General features: G+C 70.7%; 18 protein-coding genes. 5 read left to right on the forward strand and 13 right to left on the reverse strand.

Annotation, left to right across the window (positions count from 1 at the left end):
• Positions 1-13: 13 nt before the first annotated feature.
• The 7 genes from EZ242_RS16050 to EZ242_RS16080 all read right to left on the reverse strand — a co-directional run bounded on the left by EZ242_RS16050 (position 14) and on the right by EZ242_RS16080 (position 8,168).
• On the reverse strand, positions 14-883 hold the full coding sequence (locus tag EZ242_RS16050) for a fumarylacetoacetate hydrolase family protein (RefSeq protein WP_135286194.1): 870 nt from the start codon (positions 881-883) through the stop codon (positions 14-16).
• 161 nt (positions 884-1,044) lie between these two features.
• On the reverse strand, positions 1,045-2,283 hold the full coding sequence (locus EZ242_RS16055) for an acetyl-CoA acetyltransferase (protein ID WP_135286195.1): 1,239 nt from the start codon (positions 2,281-2,283) through the stop codon (positions 1,045-1,047).
• Complete coding sequence (locus tag EZ242_RS16060; protein ID WP_135286196.1) at positions 2,276-3,283, reverse strand: NAD(P)H-dependent flavin oxidoreductase; 1,008 nt, start codon at positions 3,281-3,283, stop codon at positions 2,276-2,278. The genes EZ242_RS16055 and EZ242_RS16060 overlap by 8 nt, the downstream gene beginning before the upstream one ends.
• Positions 3,280-4,257, reverse strand: coding sequence for a Bug family tripartite tricarboxylate transporter substrate binding protein (locus tag EZ242_RS16065; RefSeq protein WP_240787121.1), 978 nt, complete (start codon positions 4,255-4,257; stop codon positions 3,280-3,282). Before EZ242_RS16065 ends, EZ242_RS16060 begins: the two co-directional genes overlap by 4 nt.
• Positions 4,257-5,000: an alpha/beta fold hydrolase gene (locus EZ242_RS16070; protein WP_135286197.1), complete on the reverse strand. Its 744-nt coding sequence runs from the start codon at positions 4,998-5,000 to the stop codon at positions 4,257-4,259. The genes EZ242_RS16065 and EZ242_RS16070 overlap by 1 nt, the downstream gene beginning before the upstream one ends.
• A complete protein-coding gene (locus EZ242_RS16075) occupies positions 4,997-6,715 on the reverse strand; it encodes a class I adenylate-forming enzyme family protein (RefSeq protein ID WP_135286198.1) in 1,719 nt (572 codons plus the stop codon). Before EZ242_RS16075 ends, EZ242_RS16070 begins: the two co-directional genes overlap by 4 nt.
• A 10-nt stretch (positions 6,716-6,725) precedes the next feature.
• A complete protein-coding gene (locus EZ242_RS16080) occupies positions 6,726-8,168 on the reverse strand; it encodes a carotenoid oxygenase family protein (RefSeq protein WP_135286199.1) in 1,443 nt (480 codons plus the stop codon).
• A gap of 86 nt (positions 8,169-8,254) precedes the next feature.
• On the opposite strand from EZ242_RS16080, the gene EZ242_RS16085 reads away from it, so the two are divergent.
• From EZ242_RS16085 to EZ242_RS16105, 5 genes are all read left to right on the forward strand, one after another.
• The gene (locus EZ242_RS16085) at positions 8,255-9,046 is read left to right on the forward strand and encodes an IclR family transcriptional regulator (RefSeq protein ID WP_135286200.1); all 792 of its coding nucleotides are present in this window, start codon (positions 8,255-8,257) and stop codon (positions 9,044-9,046) included.
• A 151-nt stretch (positions 9,047-9,197) separates the two neighbouring features.
• The gene (locus EZ242_RS16090) at positions 9,198-10,379 is read left to right on the forward strand and encodes a CaiB/BaiF CoA transferase family protein (protein WP_135286201.1); all 1,182 of its coding nucleotides are present in this window, start codon (positions 9,198-9,200) and stop codon (positions 10,377-10,379) included.
• Between the two features lie 64 nt (positions 10,380-10,443).
• Complete coding sequence (locus tag EZ242_RS16095) at positions 10,444-11,025, forward strand: NnrU family protein (RefSeq protein WP_135286202.1); 582 nt, start codon at positions 10,444-10,446, stop codon at positions 11,023-11,025.
• Between the two features lie 148 nt (positions 11,026-11,173).
• Positions 11,174-11,506, forward strand: coding sequence for a hypothetical protein (locus EZ242_RS16100; RefSeq protein WP_135286203.1), 333 nt, complete (start codon positions 11,174-11,176; stop codon positions 11,504-11,506).
• A gap of 58 nt (positions 11,507-11,564) precedes the next feature.
• Positions 11,565-11,960: a DUF2177 family protein gene (locus EZ242_RS16105; RefSeq protein ID WP_135286204.1), complete on the forward strand. Its 396-nt coding sequence runs from the start codon at positions 11,565-11,567 to the stop codon at positions 11,958-11,960.
• Between the two features lie 15 nt (positions 11,961-11,975).
• Here the strand turns inward: EZ242_RS16105 and minE are convergent, their stop codons facing one another.
• The 6 genes from minE to EZ242_RS16135 form a co-directional block, all read right to left on the reverse strand.
• Entirely contained in the window at positions 11,976-12,239 is a 264-nt protein-coding gene (gene minE, locus EZ242_RS16110) for a cell division topological specificity factor MinE (protein ID WP_135286205.1), read from the reverse strand.
• Positions 12,240-12,242: 3 nt separating this feature from the next.
• The gene (minD, locus tag EZ242_RS16115) at positions 12,243-13,058 is read right to left on the reverse strand and encodes a septum site-determining protein MinD (RefSeq protein ID WP_135286206.1); all 816 of its coding nucleotides are present in this window, start codon (positions 13,056-13,058) and stop codon (positions 12,243-12,245) included.
• Positions 13,059-13,098: 40 nt separating this feature from the next.
• A complete protein-coding gene (gene minC, locus EZ242_RS16120; protein WP_135286207.1) occupies positions 13,099-13,860 on the reverse strand; it encodes a septum site-determining protein MinC in 762 nt (253 codons plus the stop codon).
• Between the two features lie 219 nt (positions 13,861-14,079).
• Positions 14,080-15,045: a lysylphosphatidylglycerol synthase domain-containing protein gene (locus tag EZ242_RS16125; RefSeq protein WP_135286208.1), complete on the reverse strand. Its 966-nt coding sequence runs from the start codon at positions 15,043-15,045 to the stop codon at positions 14,080-14,082.
• Complete coding sequence (clsB, locus tag EZ242_RS16130; RefSeq protein WP_135286209.1) at positions 15,042-16,346, reverse strand: cardiolipin synthase ClsB; 1,305 nt, start codon at positions 16,344-16,346, stop codon at positions 15,042-15,044. Before clsB ends, EZ242_RS16125 begins: the two co-directional genes overlap by 4 nt.
• Positions 16,315-17,082 (reverse strand): endonuclease/exonuclease/phosphatase family protein, encoded by a 768-nt coding sequence (locus EZ242_RS16135; RefSeq protein WP_135286210.1) that lies wholly within the window; start codon positions 17,080-17,082, stop codon positions 16,315-16,317. Before EZ242_RS16135 ends, clsB begins: the two co-directional genes overlap by 32 nt.
• Between the last annotated feature and the right edge of the window lie 246 nt (positions 17,083-17,328).

The following is a 17,328-nucleotide window of genomic DNA, read 5'->3' on the forward strand; positions in this document are numbered from 1 at the left end:
GGTGCGAAGCGAATCACTCGAAGCGGTTCTCGATGAACCCGATGCCGTCCACCTCGACGCGGACGACGTCGCCGCTTCGCAGGTAGCGCGGCGGCTGGAAGCCCATGCCCACGCCGGCGGGCGTGCCGGTGGCGATGACGTCACCGGGATAGAGGGTGATGCCGCGCGAGATGGTCTCGATCAGGGTGGGGATGTCGAAGATCAGGTTCTCGGTGCCGGCTTCCTGGCGCAGCTCGCCGTTGACGTGGCAGCGCACCTGCGTGCGCGTGCCGTCCAGCTCGTCGGCGGTGACGATCCACGGGCCCATGGGGCAGAAGGTGTCGAAGGACTTGCCCATGTCCCACTGCTGGTGGCGCATCTGCACGTCGCGGGCGGTCACGTCGTTGACGATGGTGTAGCCGTAGATGTGCGACAGCGCGTCCGCCTTGGTGATGTTCTTGCCGCCCTTGCCGATGACGAGGGCCAGTTCGGCCTCGTAGTCGATCTGGTCGGACACGTCGGCGCCCGGCAGCTTCACCGTGTCGGTGGGCCCCACCACGCATTCGGGCACCTTGGTGAACACGATGGGCCATTCCATGGGGTTGGCCGCGTTGTTCTTGAAAACCGAACCGGCCAGCTCCTTGGCGTGGGCGTGGTAGTTGCGGCCCACGCACCACACGTTGCGGCGCGGGCGCGGCAGCGGGGCTTCCAGGCGCACCGCCGACATGTCGATGGGCGCGCCGGTCTCGGGCAGCGGCTCGCCGCGCACCTGCGCTTCGACCAGCAGCTGCGCGCCCAGGGCGGCCTGCTCGGGCGCGAGCTTGAAGGGACGCAGCTGCTGCCCGTCCGGCGAAACGATACCCACCTGCCGGCGGCCGTCATGGGTGAAGGTGGCGATGCGCAAGGGAACTCCTCCAGATTGGTTAGATACGTGGACCACTTGGACCAATGTGGTCGATCGTATCTCACGTCGCAGGAGCGAGGACGCAGGGTTTCCCCTGCAGCACAGGGCAGGCTCGGCCGTGGCGCGGGGCGCCGTCGATTGGTCCTAAATTGGTCAGGAGCCTAGGCCGCACCGCCTTCCACCACGAAGCTCACCACCGTCGCGCAGGAGCCGCCGATGTTCAGCGTCTGCATGCGCCGGGCGCCCTCGATCTGGCAGTCGCCGGCCTGGCCGCTCACCTGCCGTGCCGCGTCCAGCAGCATGCGCGCGCCGGTGGCGCCCACCGGATGGCCGCAGCCGATGAGGCCGCCGCTCATGTTGACCGGACAGCGCCCGCCCGGGGCGATGGTGCCGTCCTCCACCGCCTGCCAGCTCTGGCCCGGCGGCGTGAGGCCCAGGTGGTCGATGGCCGCGTATTCGGTGGTGGTGAAGCAGTCGTGCGTCTCCACGCCGTCCATCGCCTCGACGCCGGACACGCCCGCGCGCCGCCAGGCATCCTCCAGCGCCTGGCGCATGTGGGGGAAGACGTAGGGCTGCCCCTCGCTGCGTTCGAGCTTGTCCAGCAGGCGCAGGCCGGCCGTGCGGTGGCCCCAGCCGCTGATGCGTGCGATGTCCTCGATGCGCCGGCCGGTGCGCCGTGCGTGGGCCTGGGCGAAGCGGCCCGAGGCCAGCACGATGGCGCAGGCGCCGTCGGTGATCTGGCCGCAGTCCTGGCGCCGCGTGCCGGGCTCGATGACGGGGTTGGCCTCGTCGTCGTCGGTGAAGCTGCGTTCGTCGAAGCGCCAGTGGCGCGTCTGGGCCAGCGGGTTGCGTTTCGCGTTGCCGTAGTTGATTTCAGCGATGCGGTTCAGGTGGCGGCGGTCCAGGCCGAAGCGCTGCTCGTAGGCCTGCGCCACGCGGCCAAAGGCGGCTGGCCACATGAAGGTGCAGTCGAAGCCTTCGTGGCCCTGCCAGGCGGCGGCGTTCTGGTTCACGCTGGCCTCGTTGCCCGAGAGGTTCTTGAACTCCTCCACGCCCAGCACCAGCACGCAGTCGTAGCGGCCGGCCTCGATCTCCGCCATGGCCGCCAGCGCGGCGAGCGAAGACGACGCGCAGGCACCCTCGTGCCGCATGGCCGGCACGCCCCACAGCTGGGGCACCACCTGCGGCACCATCGCGCCCAGGTGCGCCTGCTGGCGCTGCAGCTCGGCGAAGGCGTTGCCCACGTGCACGCTCTGGATGTCCTGCGCGTGCAGGCCGCTGGCTTCCAGTGCACCGAGCGTGGCCTCGCGCATCATGTCCGAGAGGTCCTGGCCCTGGCGCGACCAGACCTTGGCGAAGTCGGTCTGCACGCCGCCGAGGAGGTAGACGGGTTCACTCATGGACGCTCTCCTGCATGTCGATGGCGGCGGTGCCGCGGGCCAGCCGGCGCTGGAAGCGTTCTCCGGCGGCCAGGTACTCCTCGCGCAGCTCGCGCACGATCTGCGCCACCGGCTGCACCGACTTGACCGCGCCCACGCCCTGGCCGGCGGCCCAGATGTCGCGCCAGCGCTTGGTCTTCTCCACGTCGCTGCTGTCGTAGCTGCGCGGCGGCGGCGTGGCGGGCAGCTGCTCGGGGTCGATGCCGTTGGCCCGCAGCGAGGGCTTGAGCCAGCTCGCGGGCGTGCCGGTCAGGCCGGCGCTGACGACGATGTCCGAGGCACTGGAGTCCACCAGCATCTGCTTGTAGGCCGCGTCGGCCAGGCTTTCGCGGGCCGCGATGAAGCGGGTGCCCATGTAGACCAGGTCCGCGCCGGCGGCGATGGCACCGGCCACGCCCCAGCCGTCGCTGATCGCACCGCCCACGATGACCAGGCCGTCGAAGAATTCGCGCACCGCGCTCACGAAGGCGAAAGGCGAGAGCGCGCCGGTGTGGCCGCCCGCGCCGTGGCAGATGCAGGCCAGGCCGTCGGCGCCGGCCTCCACGGCCTTGCGGGCGAGGGCGAGCGTGGTCACGTCGGCCAGCACCAGGCCGCCGTAGCCGTGCACCGTCTCGATGGCCGGGCGCGGACTGCCCAGCGCGGTGACCACCAGGGGCGGCTGGTAGCGTCCGACCAGGCGCAGGTCCTCGGGCAGCCGCATGTTCGACGAATGCGTCACGAGGTTGGCGCACCAGGGTGCGATGGTGTTCTCAGGCTGCTCGTCGCGGGCCCGGTCCAGGCCCGCGGTGATGTCCTCCAGCCACCGCTCCAGCACCTCGATGGGCCGGGCGTTGGGCGTGGGGAAGGCGCCGACGATGCCGGCCCGGCAGGCGGCCACCACCAGCTCGGGCCCGGACACCAGGAACATCGGCGCCGCCACCACCGGCACCTGCAGCCGGGCGAGCAGGTCGCGTGGCGTCATTCGGCAGCCTTGAAGCCCGAGAGCTTCACCGCCTCGCCCCAGCGCTTGCTGTCGGCCTTGACGTACTTGTCGAATTCGGCCGGGCTCATGGCCATGGGCTCGAAGTCCAGCGGGCGCCATTTGTCGCGGATGCCCGGCGAGCCGATCACCTTGTTGAACTCGGTGTTGAGCTGCTTGACCACCGCCTCCGGCGTGGCGCCCGGGACGGCCAGGCCCGACCAGACGTAGATTTCCAGCTCGGGCACGCCCTGTTCGGTGAAGGTGGCCACCTGCGGCACCAGGGCCGAGCGCTGCGGGCTGCTGATGGCGATGATCTTCACGCGCCCGGCCTCCACGTGCGGCTTGACCGCCAGGAGCGGCAGGAAGGCCGCGTGCACCTGGCCGCCCAGCAGGTTCTGCACGGCCGGCGGCGTGCCGTTGAAGGGCACGTGCAGCATGTCCATGCCGGTCTGGCGATTGAGGATGACGCCTGCGAAGTGCGAGGAGCCGCCCGGCGTGAAGGACGCGTAGGAGACGCTCCCCTTGGGCTGCGACTTGGCCCAGGCCACGAACTCGCGCAGGTTGTTCGCCGGCACCTTGTCCGCGTTCACGGCCATGGCGAGCGAGGCGCCCAGGAAGCCGCCCACGGGCTTGAAGCCGTCCGGGTCATAGGAGAGCTTGCTGTAGGTGTGCGGGTTGATGCTGAGCATGCTGCTGTTCGTCATCAGCAGGGTGTAGCCGTCGGGGGCGGCATTGGCCACCGAGTTCGCCGCCACGGCGCCGCCGCCGCCCGGCTTGTTGTCCACCACGATGGGCTGGCCGGTGTTCTTCTTGAACTCCTCGGCCACCTGCCGCATGGCGGCGTCCAGCGTGTTGCCGGGCGCGAAAGGCACCACCACGCGCAGCGGCCGGTCCGGGAAGCCCTGGGCCCGCAGGCCCGTCGCGGGCAGGACACCGGCCGCCAGCGCGCCGAGCAGAAAGGTTCGCTTGTCCATCACTTGTCTCCTTCGTCGTTGTCGATCGTCGGGCCCGGCGCGCTCGCGCGCGCCAGGAGTTCCACCAGGGCCGCGGCCACGGCCCCGGGCTGCTCCAGCGGCAGCATGTGGCCGGCCAGGTCGATGCGCGACAGCCGCCCCGAGGGCAGCAACGCGGCGAGTTCCTCGGACAGGGCCGGCGGCGTGATCCGGTCCTGCGCGCCGCACAGCACGCTGGCCGGCATGCGCAGGCGGGGCAGCAGGGCACGGTGGTCGCCCCGGGCCATGGTCGCGCGGGTCTGGGCGATGCCGATGGCCGCCCCGACGTCCAGCATCATGCGACGCAGCCTCTGCGCCAGTTCCGGGGAGGGCGCGTGCATGCCCCACTTCACGATGCCCTCCACGACCTTGGCGAAGTCGCCGCGCATGGCGGCCATGGTCTTCTCGCGGTTGGCGGCGCCTTCGGCGGATTCGGGCCGCGCGGACGTGGAGACCAGTGCCACGCCGGCGACGGCGCGGGGGGCGTTCGCGAGCATCTCCAGCACGACGTAGCCGCCCAGGGAGAAGCCCGCCACTAACAGCGGCACCGCGGGCGACACGTCGGCCACTTGCGCCCAGGCGGCCTGCGCCATCGCCGGCACGCTGTCCTGCGTGAGCGTGGCCATCCTGCGTACCTCGACGGTCTCGGGCATCGCGGCAGCGACCTCGTCCCACACGCCCGGGTCGTTGAGCATGCCGGGGACCAGCAGCAGCACCGGCTTCACGCAGCGCCTCCCGCGGCGTGCAGGTGCCGCAGCTCGCGCTTGAGCACCTTGCCCAGGGGATTGCGCGGCAGGCTGTCCACCAGCACCAGCCGCTCGGGCCACTTGAAGGCCGCGACCTGCTCCACGCGCCGCAGGAACTCGACCAGCTCCGGCAGGTCCAGCTGCGCGCCTTCGGTGGGTGCGACCACCGCGCACACCCGCTCGCCCAGCACCGGGTCCGGCACGCCGATGACGGCGGCCTCGCGCACCTTGGGGTGGGCCATGAGCAGGCACTCCACTTCCTCGGAGGAGATGTTCATGCCGCCGCGCACCACGATGTCCTTGTGGCGCCCGCAAAAGCGCAGGAACTGGCCGTGGTCCCCGGCGATCTCGAACAGGTCGCCGGTGCGGTAGTAGCCCTGCTCGTCGAAGGCGCGGCGCGTGAGTTCGGGCGCGTTGAAGTAGCCGCTGAAGATGGTGGGGCCGCAAAAACGCAGCTCGCCCACGCGGCCCGGCGCGTCGATGTCCTCGCCCGTGTCCAGGTCCACCAGTCGCGTGCGCACCTTGCGCGCGTTGCTGGCCGACCAGTCGAAGCCGGCGACGCCGTAGCGCGGGAAGTAGCGGCTTCGCTGCGCCCGGTCAGGCACGTCCTGGGGGGTGGAGGACAGTGCCGCGCCCTCGTTGGAGCCGAAGTAGTTGACCACCTCCACGCCGAAGCGCTCGGCGAAGGCTTCCACCAGCCCCTCGGGCAGGGGGCCGCCACCCGAGCCGACGCGGCGCAGGCGCGACAGGTCCACGCCCTGCAGGCGCTGCGGCTCCTTGAGCAGCATGTGCAGCACGGCGGGCGCAGCGACGGTGTAGTCGGTGGGCTGCTCGCGCAGCTGCGCGGTGAACACCTCGATGTCGAAGGGATGGTGGTGGTGCAGGCCGCCGCCCACCAGCAGCCAGGCCGCCAGGCTGGTGGACACGCCCGCCATGTTCACGAAGGGGAAGGGGATCAGCATCTGCGCGCCCGGTTGCAGCTGCCCGGCGTCCACGACAGACTGGCCGACGATCAGCCATTCGTTGTGGTTGCGCGGAACGCCCTTGGGCTGCGCCTCGGTGCCGGAGGTCCAGCAGACGGTGAGCACGTCGTGGGCGCTCACGCCGGCACGTTCGCCGTGTGACCGCAGGGCCGCTGCGCTCCACTCGGGCGTTGCGGCCAGCGCGTCGCCCAGGTCGCGGACGGCGTCCGGCACGGCATGGCCGAAAGCCCAGAGCTGCTCCAGCGAAGGCAGCTGGGAGGCGAGCGTGGCCCAGTGCCGCGCGGGCTCGTGGGAGCCGCAACGCGCGACGGTGATGGCCATGCGCGCCCGCGTGGTCGCCACCACGTGCGTGAGCTCGTGCGCGCGGTACTGCATGGGAACGGGCGAGATCACGATGCCCAGCGCCGCGCAGGCGAGGTACAGCACATGCAGTTCCACGACATTGGGCAGCTGCACGACGATCACGTCGTCCTTGCGCAGTCCCTGCGCGTGCAGGAACGCCGCCATGCGGCCCACGTCGGCGAGCAGCTCGCCCCAGGTGCAGCGCCGCGCCGCCTCGCCGGTGATCTGCGCGCGGTTGGGCGGGTCGGCGACGGCGAAGGCCGCGGGCTGGCGTTCGGCGGTGGTGATGAACAGCTCGGACAGCGTGCGCTCGCCCCACCAGCCGCGGGCGAGGTACTGCGCGATGCGCTCGGGGGGAACGAGGATCACGCGCCGCGCCTCACTTCCACCGGTCCAGCGTGCGCTGGCTCACGTAGGTGGCGTGAAAGCCGTTGGGCACGCGGCGGGGCAGCGGCAGGCGGGCCACCGGCCCTTCGGCCAGGCGCGCGCCCAGGCAGTCGAAGACCTGGATCTCCGAGCGCACCTCCACCGGGTTCCAGGCCAGGGTGACGAGGTAGCCGTCGTCCTCCGAGCGCGGATCGTCGCGCGGCGCGAAACCGGGCTCGTTGTAGAAGTACTGCGGCCCGGCGCTGTAGGCGATGTAGCCGCCGGTCTGCAGGTCGTACTTCACCAGGCCCGGAAACCGCGGCTCCTCGCGCCCGCCCGGCGGGAACACGATGTGGTACGACCAGCGGTTGCGCCGGCCCTGGTAGGCGCCGTTGATGACCGGAAACTCGGTGTTGAGCACGTCGTCGATCACGCGCTCGCGGGTCTGGCCGCTGCGCAGGTCGAAGCGCCACTCGTACAGCAGGAAGTCGCGCTGGCGCTGGTTGATGGTGCGCTCCAGGCGGCGCGCGTCGATGCGGCCATGGACATCGTGGTACAGGCGGTAGGGCGTGCCCACCATCACGACCTCCTCGCCCTCGTCCCAGGCGTTGACCACGTGCAGCATGTAGCCGGGCTTGGCTTCGAACCAGCGGATGTCGCTGGCCTGGCCATAGCGCGGCACCACCGCGAAGCGGCTGGGTTCGTCGGGGTGGAAGCGCACCTTGTAGCGCCCGGCCGCCATCGCTTCCATGTCCAGGCGCAGGGGGAAGTCGTGCAGGATGGTGTGGCGCTCGGTGACGGCCATGTCGTGCGGCAGGTTGGGACCGGGCAGCGGGATCTCGATTTCGTGGCGCGCCTGCCGGTCCGGTCCGATGACGCCGTAGCGCATGTAGGGCGGCTCCATGGCGTAGTCGAACCACAGCAGCTCGCCCGTGTGCTCGTCCGGCCGCGAGTGGGCCGAGATGCGGCTGACGGCGCCGCCGTAGTCGGCGACGCCCAGGGTCTCCAGCGTCATCGGGTCCACGGCATAGGGCATGCCGGAGCGGTACCACATGGACAGCAGCCGGCCGGCGTGGAACTTCACGTCGGTGTTGGAGGTGTTCTTCAGCGGCTGGTCGGGCCGGTCGGTGCGGAAGGGTTCCTTGAGGCCCTTCCAGAGCGTGCGGCCGGCGGCCTGCTCCTCGCGCAGGCCCTCGGTGCGGATCCAGCAGTTGCGGTAGCTCACGCGCCCGTGGTCGAAGTGGACCGCGTGCAGCATGCCGTCGCCGTCGTAGGCGTGGTAGCGCCAGCCGGGCGCAAAGAACGCGTTGGGTCCGTTGCGCACATAGAGGCCGGCGAAGTCGCGCGGCATCTCGCCGATGACCGCCAGGTCCTCGAACACGTCTTCCTCATGCACTGGCGCGTTGTTGCCGCTGAGCGCGGGAATGTCGTGGACGGGAAGCTCGGGGGTCTGCATGGCAAGGGCTCCAGGGTCCGGGCCACTCTAGGCAGACAGGCGCCGATCGGCCCGACGCGAATCGATATATCGGCAACAATTTCGATATGTCGAATGCTGCCTACCGGACTCCCGCCGCCTATGCCGATTTCGAGGGCGACCGCCAGTTCGCCACCACGCTGGCGCGCGGCATGGAGCTGCTGCGCTGCTTCTCGCCCGAGCAGCCGGTGCTGGGCAACAAGGAACTGGCGCAGATGCTGAAGCTGCCGCGCCCCACGGTCTCGCGCCTGGTCTACACCCTGGTGGCCATGGGCTACCTGGCGCAGGACCTCGACTCGGGCCGTTACCGACTGGGTTCTGCCGTGCTGTCGCTGGGCTACCCGTTGCTGGAGACGCTCTCGGTGCGGCAGCGCGCGCGGCCGGCCATGCTGGAGCTGGCGCAGGAAGTCGGCGGCTCGGTCGCCATCGCCATCCGCAGCCGGCTGGAGATGGTGTGCGTGGAGGTGGCGCGGCGCGGCGAACGCACGGGGCACCCCATCGACGTCGGCCTGACCTACTCCTTGTGCGGCTCCGCCGTCGGACGCGCCTACCTCGCCGGCTGCGGCGCCGCCGAGCGCGAGAGCTTGCTCAACCAGGTCCGGGTCAAGCTGCCCCAGGAATGGGAGCGCCACCAGGAGCGCCTGCAGCACAACCTGTCGGAGTACGCGAGCCGGGGCTGCTGCGTGTCGGTGGGCGAGCTGTACGGGGACGTCCAGGCGGTGGCGGTCCCCCTGGGTCGCGTGGACCGGGGCGAGCTGGCCGTCCTGAACTGCTCGTTCCAGAAGCGCAGGCTGGACGAGGCCTGGCTGGTGGAGCAGGTCGGTCCGCAACTGGTGCGGCTCGCACGGCGGCTGAACTGAGAAGCTGTGAACGACTTCGCCACGCCCGCCTCGGACGCGCCGAATTCGTTCACAGCTTCCGAAGCCGACCGTTTCGATATGTCTTCCGACGTTCCGCCATGCAGGCGCAAGCCGCTCGGCTCGGCGCGGCCGGGCTACCCTGCCGCGAGCCATGAACGATCCCATGCTTCCCCTGCAGGGCCTTCGGGTCTTCGACCTGAGCCAGGGCATCGCCGGCCCCTATGCCTCCATGCTGCTGGCGGCGCAGGGTGCGGACGTGATCAAGGTGGAGCCGCCTGAGGGGGACTGGATCCGCCTGCAGCGCCAGGCCGTGCGCGGCCATGTTCCGGCCGGGCTGTCGGTGAACGTGGGCAAGCGCAGCCTGGCGCTGGACCTCAAGCACCCGCCGGCGCGCGAGGCGGCGCGGTTCGTGGCGGCCGGCTGCGACGTGGTGCTGGAGAGCTTCCGCCCCGGCGTCGTGGCGCGGCTGGGGCTGGACGCGGCGACGCTGCGCGCCGAGCGGCCGGAACTCGTGTACTGCTCCATCAACGGCTTCGGCAGCCGCGGCCCGCTCAGCGGCCGGCCGGTGATCGACCACGTGGCGCAGGCCTACTGCGGCTGGATGAGCCTGAACGCAGACGCCCAGGGCGTCCCGCAGCGCACCCGCAACATCGTGCTGGCCGACCAGGTGACCGGCCTTTTTGCCAGCCAGGCGATCGCCAGCGCCCTGCTGGGGCGCTTCCGCAGCGGCCAGGGCGCCACGCTGGAGGTGACCCTGGCCGGTGCCATGGCGGCCTTCCTCGCGCCGCGCATCGTCTCCCACGTGCTGAGCGAAGGCCGCGCCACGCAGGTCGAATTCACCGTGCCCACCGGTGACTACGCCACCGCCGACGGCCTGCTGGTGCTCGCCGTGCGCACGCCCGGCGACGTCGCCACGCTGTGCACGCTCACCGGATGCGCCGAATTGCTGCAGGACCCGCGCTTCGACAGCCCTGCGGCGCGTGCGCGCCACGGCGAGGCGATGCGCGAGGTGCTGGCGCAGCGGCTGCTGGAACGCTCCGCGCTGGAATGGGAAGGGCTGCTGGCCGGCCAGGGCCTGCTGGCCTGCGCGGTCCGCGACATCGGTGGCTTCCTCGATTCACAGGCCGCGGACGGCCTGGACCTGGTGGACCAGGGCGAGATGCCCGGCTGGGGGCCCGTTCCGCTGGTGCGCATCCCCGGCGCCGCGCCCTGGACCGCGCGGCCGCGCTCGGCGCATCCGCCGGCCGTGGGCGAGCACGGCGCCGAGATCCTGCGGGAAGCCGGCCTGTCGGCGGCGCAGATCGAGGCCGCCCTGTCCCCGGGTCCGCATTGAAGTCCAGCCGCGCTTCGTATGATGCGCGGCGGACGGCCCGGTGCGCCGTCGTCGGAGCGCAAGCATGGTGGTCCTGATCCTCGGGCTGGTGGTCTTCCTGGGCGTTCACTCCGTCCGCATCGTCGCGGAGGACTGGCGCACGCGCCGCGTCGCCGGCATGGGCGAGGGCCCCTGGAAGGGGCTCTACAGCCTGATCGCGCTCGTGGGCTTCGTCCTCATCGTGTGGGGCTACGGCCTGGCCCGCCAGGACCCGGTGGTGCTGTGGACGCCGCCGCGCGGCATGGCCCACCTCGCCGCCCTGCTCACGCTGCCCGCGTTCGTGCTGCTGGTGGCCGCCTACGTGCCGCGCAACGCCATCCGCGCCCGGGTGCACCATCCCATGATCCTGGGCGTGAAGCTGTGGGCGCTGGCACACCTGCTGGCCAACGGCACGCTGGCGGACGTGGTCCTCTTCGGGGCTTTCCTGCTCTGGGCCGTGTTCGACTTCCGCTCCGCACGCCGGCGCGCGCCCGACGCCGGCGCCCCGGCCGGACGCGGCTCCGGTGGCGCCACGGCGGCCACCCTGCTGGTGGGCGTGGCCGCCTGGGCCTTGTTCGCGTTCTGGGCGCACGGCTGGCTCATCGGCGTGCGGCCCTTCGGCATGTAGGGCGCCGCGGAGCCACCGCGAGCGGTTGACAAACGCTCACAAAGGGCCTGGCCTGCCCGGCACCGTCCGACAGCCGGCCGGCGACGCGCGTCCAGAATGGGGGCATCGACATCAGGACCGGGCCACGGTCGCCCGGGGAAAGGCCCCCATGAGCAAGAAGCACGACTTCCTCCGCAGCGAACAGAACCGCGACAAGCACCCCGAGTCGCAGATGGTCGGCAGCGCCGCGCAGCAGGAGGAGCAGCAGCGCCGCGAGAGCGTGCAGAACGTGAGCGCGCAGGACCGGCAGGAGCCGCACCGCGGCAAGTACGGCAACGACCACAACAAGATGGGCGAGCAGCAGCCGACGCAGAAGAACGAAGGCCAGCGCACGCCCCAGAGCCGGCACGACAACGAGATGCACGTGGGCGGCGACAACCGCATCCAGTCGCGCCAGGCCAATCCGCAGGCCGGCGAGAGCCACGGCCCCTCGGGCGGCTGATGCGCAGCGAATAGCCGAGCCGGCCACTGCGGCACGGGCGGGGCGCAACAATGCCCGCATGAGCCGCCCCGCCCTCACCTACCTCGCCGCCCTGCTCGCCTTCGGCCTGCTGGACTATGTCTGGCTGCGCCACATCGCCATCGACTGGTACGAGGCCGGCATGGCGCACGTGCTGGCGCCACAGCCGAACTGGTGGGCGGCCGGCGCCTTCTACCTGCTGTACCCGGCGGGAGTGGTCTTCTTCGCGGCCTGGCCCTCGGAGGGCGACTGGACGCGCGCCCTGTTCCTGGGCGCGCTCTTCGGCGCCTTCGCCTATGGCACCTACGACCTCACCAGCCTGGCCGTGATCCGCGACTGGCCGGTGGGCCTCACGCTGCTGGACATCGCCTGGGGGGCCGTCGTGAGCGGTGCGGCGGCCGCGGCGGGCGCGGTCGCCCTCAAGGCAGCGAGCTGAGAAGCTGCCGCGGGCCTACTTGTGGTCCGGCAGCTCGATCTTGACTTCGAGCACTTCCAGGTTGTCTTGGCGCTCCAGCTGCACCTTGATGTCGTCCGGGTTGATCTTGATGTACTTGCTGATCACGGCGACCAGGTCGCGTTGCAGCGCGGGCAGGTAGTCGGGCTCGGCGGCGTTGCGGCCGCTGCGCTCGTGCGCCAGGATGATCTGCAGCCGCTCCTTGGCGACCGTCGCGGTCTTCTTCTTTTCACCGAGCAGGAAGGAGAGGAACGACGCCACTGCTTACCTCCCCCCGAACAGGCGCTTGAAGAACCCCTGCTTCTGCGGATCGACGAAGCGCAGCGGACGGTCTTCGCCGAGGAAGCGCGCGACGATGTCCTGGTAGGCCTCGGCCACGTCGGTGCCCTTCAGGTGCACCGCGGGCGTGCCCTGGTTGCTCGCCTGCAGCACCGATTCGCTCTCGGGGACGACCCCGATCAGCTTGATGCGCAGGATGTCCTGGATGTCCTCCAGGGACAGCATCTGCCCCTGGTCCACGCGATTGGGGTTGTAGCGCGTGATGAGCAGGTGCTCCTTGATCGGCTCCTTGCCTTCGATGGCGCGCCTGGTCTTGCTCGACAGCATGCCCAGGATGCGGTCGGAGTCGCGCACCGAGGAGACCTCGGGGTTGGTCACGACCAGCGCCTCGTCGGCGAAGTGCATGGCCATGAGCGCGCCGGTCTCGATGCCGGCCGGCGAGTCGCACACGATGTAGTCGAAGCCCATGCCAGCCAGGTCCGTGAGGACCTTCTCGACGCCGTCGCGGCTGAGGGCTTCCTTGTCGCGGGTCTGCGAGGCCGCCAGGACGAAGAGCTGCTCGCAGTTCTTGTCCTTGATGAGGGCCTGGTTGAGCGTGGCCTCGCCGTGGATGACGTTGATGAGGTCATAGACCACGCGCCGCTCGCAACCCATGATGAGGTCCAGGTTGCGCAGGCCCACGTCGAAGTCGATGACGCAGGTCTTGTGGCCACGCAGGGCCAGTCCGGAGGCGAAGCTCGCGCTCGTGGTGGTCTTGCCCACCCCGCCCTTGCCGGACGTCACGACGATGATTCTGGCCATGTTCAGGTACTTCCTCGGTGGGTTGGATGCTGGGAAAAATTCAGGTGATGGCGTCCATCACGAGCTTGCCCTCGGTGCCGCCGACCAGGCGCACCTGGGTCGGCCGGGACTGCACCTCGGGTGGCAGGGGCACGTCGCTGGTGCGGTAGACGCCCGCGATGCTGATCAACTCGGGCTCCAGGCACAGCGACAGGATGCGCGCGTCCACGTTGCCGCGCGCGCCCGCGATGGCCTTGCCGCGCAGGGGCGCATAGACGTGGATGTGCCCGTCGGCGATGACTTCGGCGCCGGGGTTGACCATGCACATGACGATCAGGTCACGCCCGCGCGCGTACACCTGCTGGCCGGAGCGAAGCGGCCGGTCGATCACCAGGGCGCTGGTGGGCGCGGCTTCGGCCGCGGGTGCAGGTGCCGGCGCCTGCGGTGCGGGCGCTTCGCTGCGGGCGGGCCGTTCGCGGGGCATGACGAGGTCCTGGGCGGCGGCCAGCCCGGCGGCCTGGGCCGCGGCCATCTGGGCGGCGCTGCCGCCCCGCACCGCCACCGGCCGCAGGCGCAGGCTGTGCAGCAGGGGAATCAGCGCGGCGAAATCGGGCGCGGTCTCGATGCCGGCGGCGCGCAGCGGCGACAGCTCGATCACCGCCGGATCGTGGTCGAAGAAGTCGGGGGTGTCGCCGAAGCGTGCCTGCAGCTCGGAGGCCAGCGCGGCCAGGTCGTCCGATTTCAGGAGCAGGCAGACCAGGGGCAGGTTGGCGCTCTTGATCTCGAAAGTGGCGGGCGTGCGGCCTGCGGAGGCGACGGTCATCGATGTCGGAGCGGGAAGGACGCGGGAGCCTGGTTCGGCGCGGCGATCTTAACAGTGGCGCCGGCCGCTTCCTACATCCCTGTGGGAACCGGCGGGACGCGGATCGCGCGCGCCGGCGCCACGCAGCAAAAGGTCACACGCTTTGGCGAAGAATGTGCCGCGACGCCACGGCGCGTCGCTCGCGCATGACCGCGGCGCCGCGGCTCCTGCCGGTGACGATCAAGGCCGTATCCGCGCCGGGGCGCGGGCCTCGACCCAGAGGTACAGCACGACGGCCAGCAGCAGCGGCGCGATGTAGTAGAGCGCCCGGTACGTGAGGATCGCGCCGATCAACTCCCATTCGGACACCCGGTGCGACAGCAGGGCCACGAACACGCCTTCCAGCACCCCCAGCCCCGCCGGCACGTGGGTGATGACCCCCGCGATGGCCGCCACCAGCAGCACGCTCAGCACCGAGGGGTAGGCGACCTGGCGTCCGAGCAGCAGCCAGATGATGGCGCCCATGAGCATCCAGTTGGCGCAGGACATCGCCAGCTGCAGGGGCACCATGCGGCGCGGCGGCAGCAGCAGCTCGTGGCCGCGGATGTCGAAGCTGCGCCGCGGCGACCACAGGCACATGCCGATGTACAGCAGCGCCACGGCGAGCAGCGCGACACCCAGCCAGCGCAGCTCGAAGCTGTCCAGCCCCCAGTCCGGCGGCAGCGGCAGGGGCGCGATCGCCAGCGTGGCGCCTGCCAGCACGAGGTAGCCGAGCCAGTTGGTCAGCAGGCTCAGCGACATGATCCGCGTGATGGTGGCGTTGTTCAGCCCCAGGCGCGAATAGAGCCGGAAGCGGAAGGCCACCGCGCCGACGAAGGCGCCCACGTTCAGGTTGAAGGCATAGCTGATGAAGTTGATCTTCATGACCCGGCGGGTCGGCAGCTTGTGCCCGGTGTAGTGGCGGCCCAGCAGGTCGAAGCTGCTGTAGAGGGTGAAGCTGGCGGCCGTGAGCGCTGAACAGGCCAGCAGCACCTGCCAGGGCAGGCCGGTGATGGAGGCCCAGACCTGGTCCCACTTCACGCCGCGCGCGTAGCGCACGATGATGACGGCGACGACCAGGAACAGCAGCAGCGCCAGGGCCCGCTTGACGCGTGCCCAGGCCGGCCGCGCCGTGCCGACCGGCGCGGCGTCGGCCGGCGCGTTCATGGGCGCTGTTCCTCCAGCGAAGCGGGGCTGGCCAGCGGCGTTGCGGCCTCCTCGGGCTGGGTGGTGCGCACCTTGGGCGCATGGCGGGGCAGCCAGTCGGCCCAGCGCGCGAACTTGCGCATCACATGGAAGGCCAGGTAGCTGCGCACGAGGTCCAGCCCGCGCACTTTTCCGAGCGTCTCCCGCCGGATCTCGCGGCAGCTTTCCTGCACCAGGCGCTCCAGGCGGGCGGCGAGCTGCGCGTTGAAGTCGCGGTCGCGGATGAAGACGTTGGCTTCGAGGTTGAGCGCCAGGCTCAGCGGGTCGAGGTTGCTCGACCCCACGGTGGACCACTCGCGGTCCACCAGCGCCACCTTCCCGTGCAGCGGCCGATCACAGTACTCGAAGACGCGCACGCCGGCCTTGAGCAGGTGGTGGTACAGCGTGGTCGCGGCCGTCTTGACGATGGCCATGTCGGGCTGCCCCTGCAGCACCAGGCGGACCTCCACGCCGCGCCGGGCGGCCTGGCGCAGCTCGCGAACGAGCCGGTAGCCGGGGAAGAAGTAGGCATTGGCGATCACCACGCGCTCGCGGGCCGAGCGGATGGCCTCGCGGTAATGGCGCTCGATGTCGTCCTTGTGGTCCACGTTGTCGCGCACCACGAACTGCGCCTCGGCCTTGCCGGCATGGGGCAGCTCGCCCGGTTGCGCGCGCAGGTGCTTGCGCCGGCGCCACCAGCTTCGGCGGCGCTGCTGCCGCAATCCCTTGGCCAGCTCGCCGTGCGTGAAGCGATGGATGGCCGCGACGATCGGCCCGCGGACCTCGACGGCGTAGTCCTGCTTGGCCTCCGGGCCGTAGTCGGCCAGGTGGTCGGCCGAGTAGTTGATGCCGCCGACGAAGGCCAGGCTGCCGTCCACGACCACGATCTTGCGGTGCATGCGCCGCAGGATGTTCAGGAAGCGCCAGCGCGTCGAGCGCGGGCCGGGTTCGAAGACGTGCACCCGCACGCCGGCCCGGGTCAGCGAGCCCAGGAACGCGTCGGACAGATCCGGCGATCCCCAGCCGTCGATGGTCAGGTCCACCTGCACGCCGCGCGATGCCGTGGCCACGAGCACGTCGCGCAGCTGCACGCCGACCTTGTCCTCCCAGAGGATGAAGGTCTCGATGACGACTTCGCGCTGCGCCGCGGCGATGGCCTCGAACACGCGCGGGTAGAACTCCTCGCCGTTCTCGAGCACCTCGAAGCGGTTGCCGGGAATCCAGTCGTTCACGGCCGGGCCTCCGCGCGCGTCACAGGTGGATCTCCGCCGCGAGCGGCGCATGGTCGGACAGGTGCGACCAGGGCCGGCGCGGCAGCACGACCGGCAGGTGCACCGAGGCGTTGCGCACATAGATGCGGTCCAGGCACAGCAGCGGCAGTCGCGAGGGGAAGGTGCGGGCCGGCTCGCCATAGGCATCGACGAACACTTCCTTCAGGCCCGCGCCCTTCCAGAGCACGTCGTTGGCGCGCCGGCGCCAGTCGTTGAAGTCGCCCGCGACGATGAGCGGCGCGTTCTCCGGCACTTCGTTGCGGATCATCTCGCACAGAAGCGCAAGCTGCTGCTGGCGGTGCGCCTCGGCCAGGCCCAGGTGGGCGCAGACCACGTGCACGTCGATCGGCTGGCCCGGTACGCGCAGGACGCAATGCAGCAGGCCCCGCTTTTCGGGACCGGCCACGGACACGTCGTGGTTGCGGTCGTGGATGATGGGGAACTTGGACATGATCGCATTGCCGTGGTGGCTCTTGGGGCCCACCACGTTGCGGCCGTAGGCGTACTGCGGCCAGATCTCGTCGGCCAGGAACTCGTAGTGCGGCGCCTCGGGCCAGCCGGCGAAGCGGCTGCCGTGGTCCTCGTGGGTGCCGAGCACCTCCTGCAGGAATACCACGTCCGCACCCACCTTGCGCACGGCGTCACGCAGCTCGGGCAGCATGAACTTGCGGTTGAACACCGTGAAGCCTTTGTGGATGTTGACCGTGAGCACGGTCAGGATGGGCTGGGTGGCCGTGCTGTCGGTCATGGGCCGGCTGATCGGTTCTCCGTTCGTCGTGTGCTGCATTTCAACCGACGGGCCACTCGGCCAACTGTAGGACGCCAAGCCAAGTGCTTGTCTGCGGGCCCGGGAGCCGCGGCTGCTTCGAGTCGGTGTAGGACGCCGGCAGGGTGCGTTGACGGTGGGCACCGCACCGCCATGCCGGAACGGGCCCAATTCCGCGCCGCTGCCGGGCGCCTCGGCCACGGCGCGCGCCGGCCGCGACACACTTGC

Source organism: Ramlibacter rhizophilus, assembly GCF_004681965.1.
Taxonomy (GTDB): domain Bacteria; phylum Pseudomonadota; class Gammaproteobacteria; order Burkholderiales; family Burkholderiaceae_C; genus Ramlibacter; species Ramlibacter rhizophilus.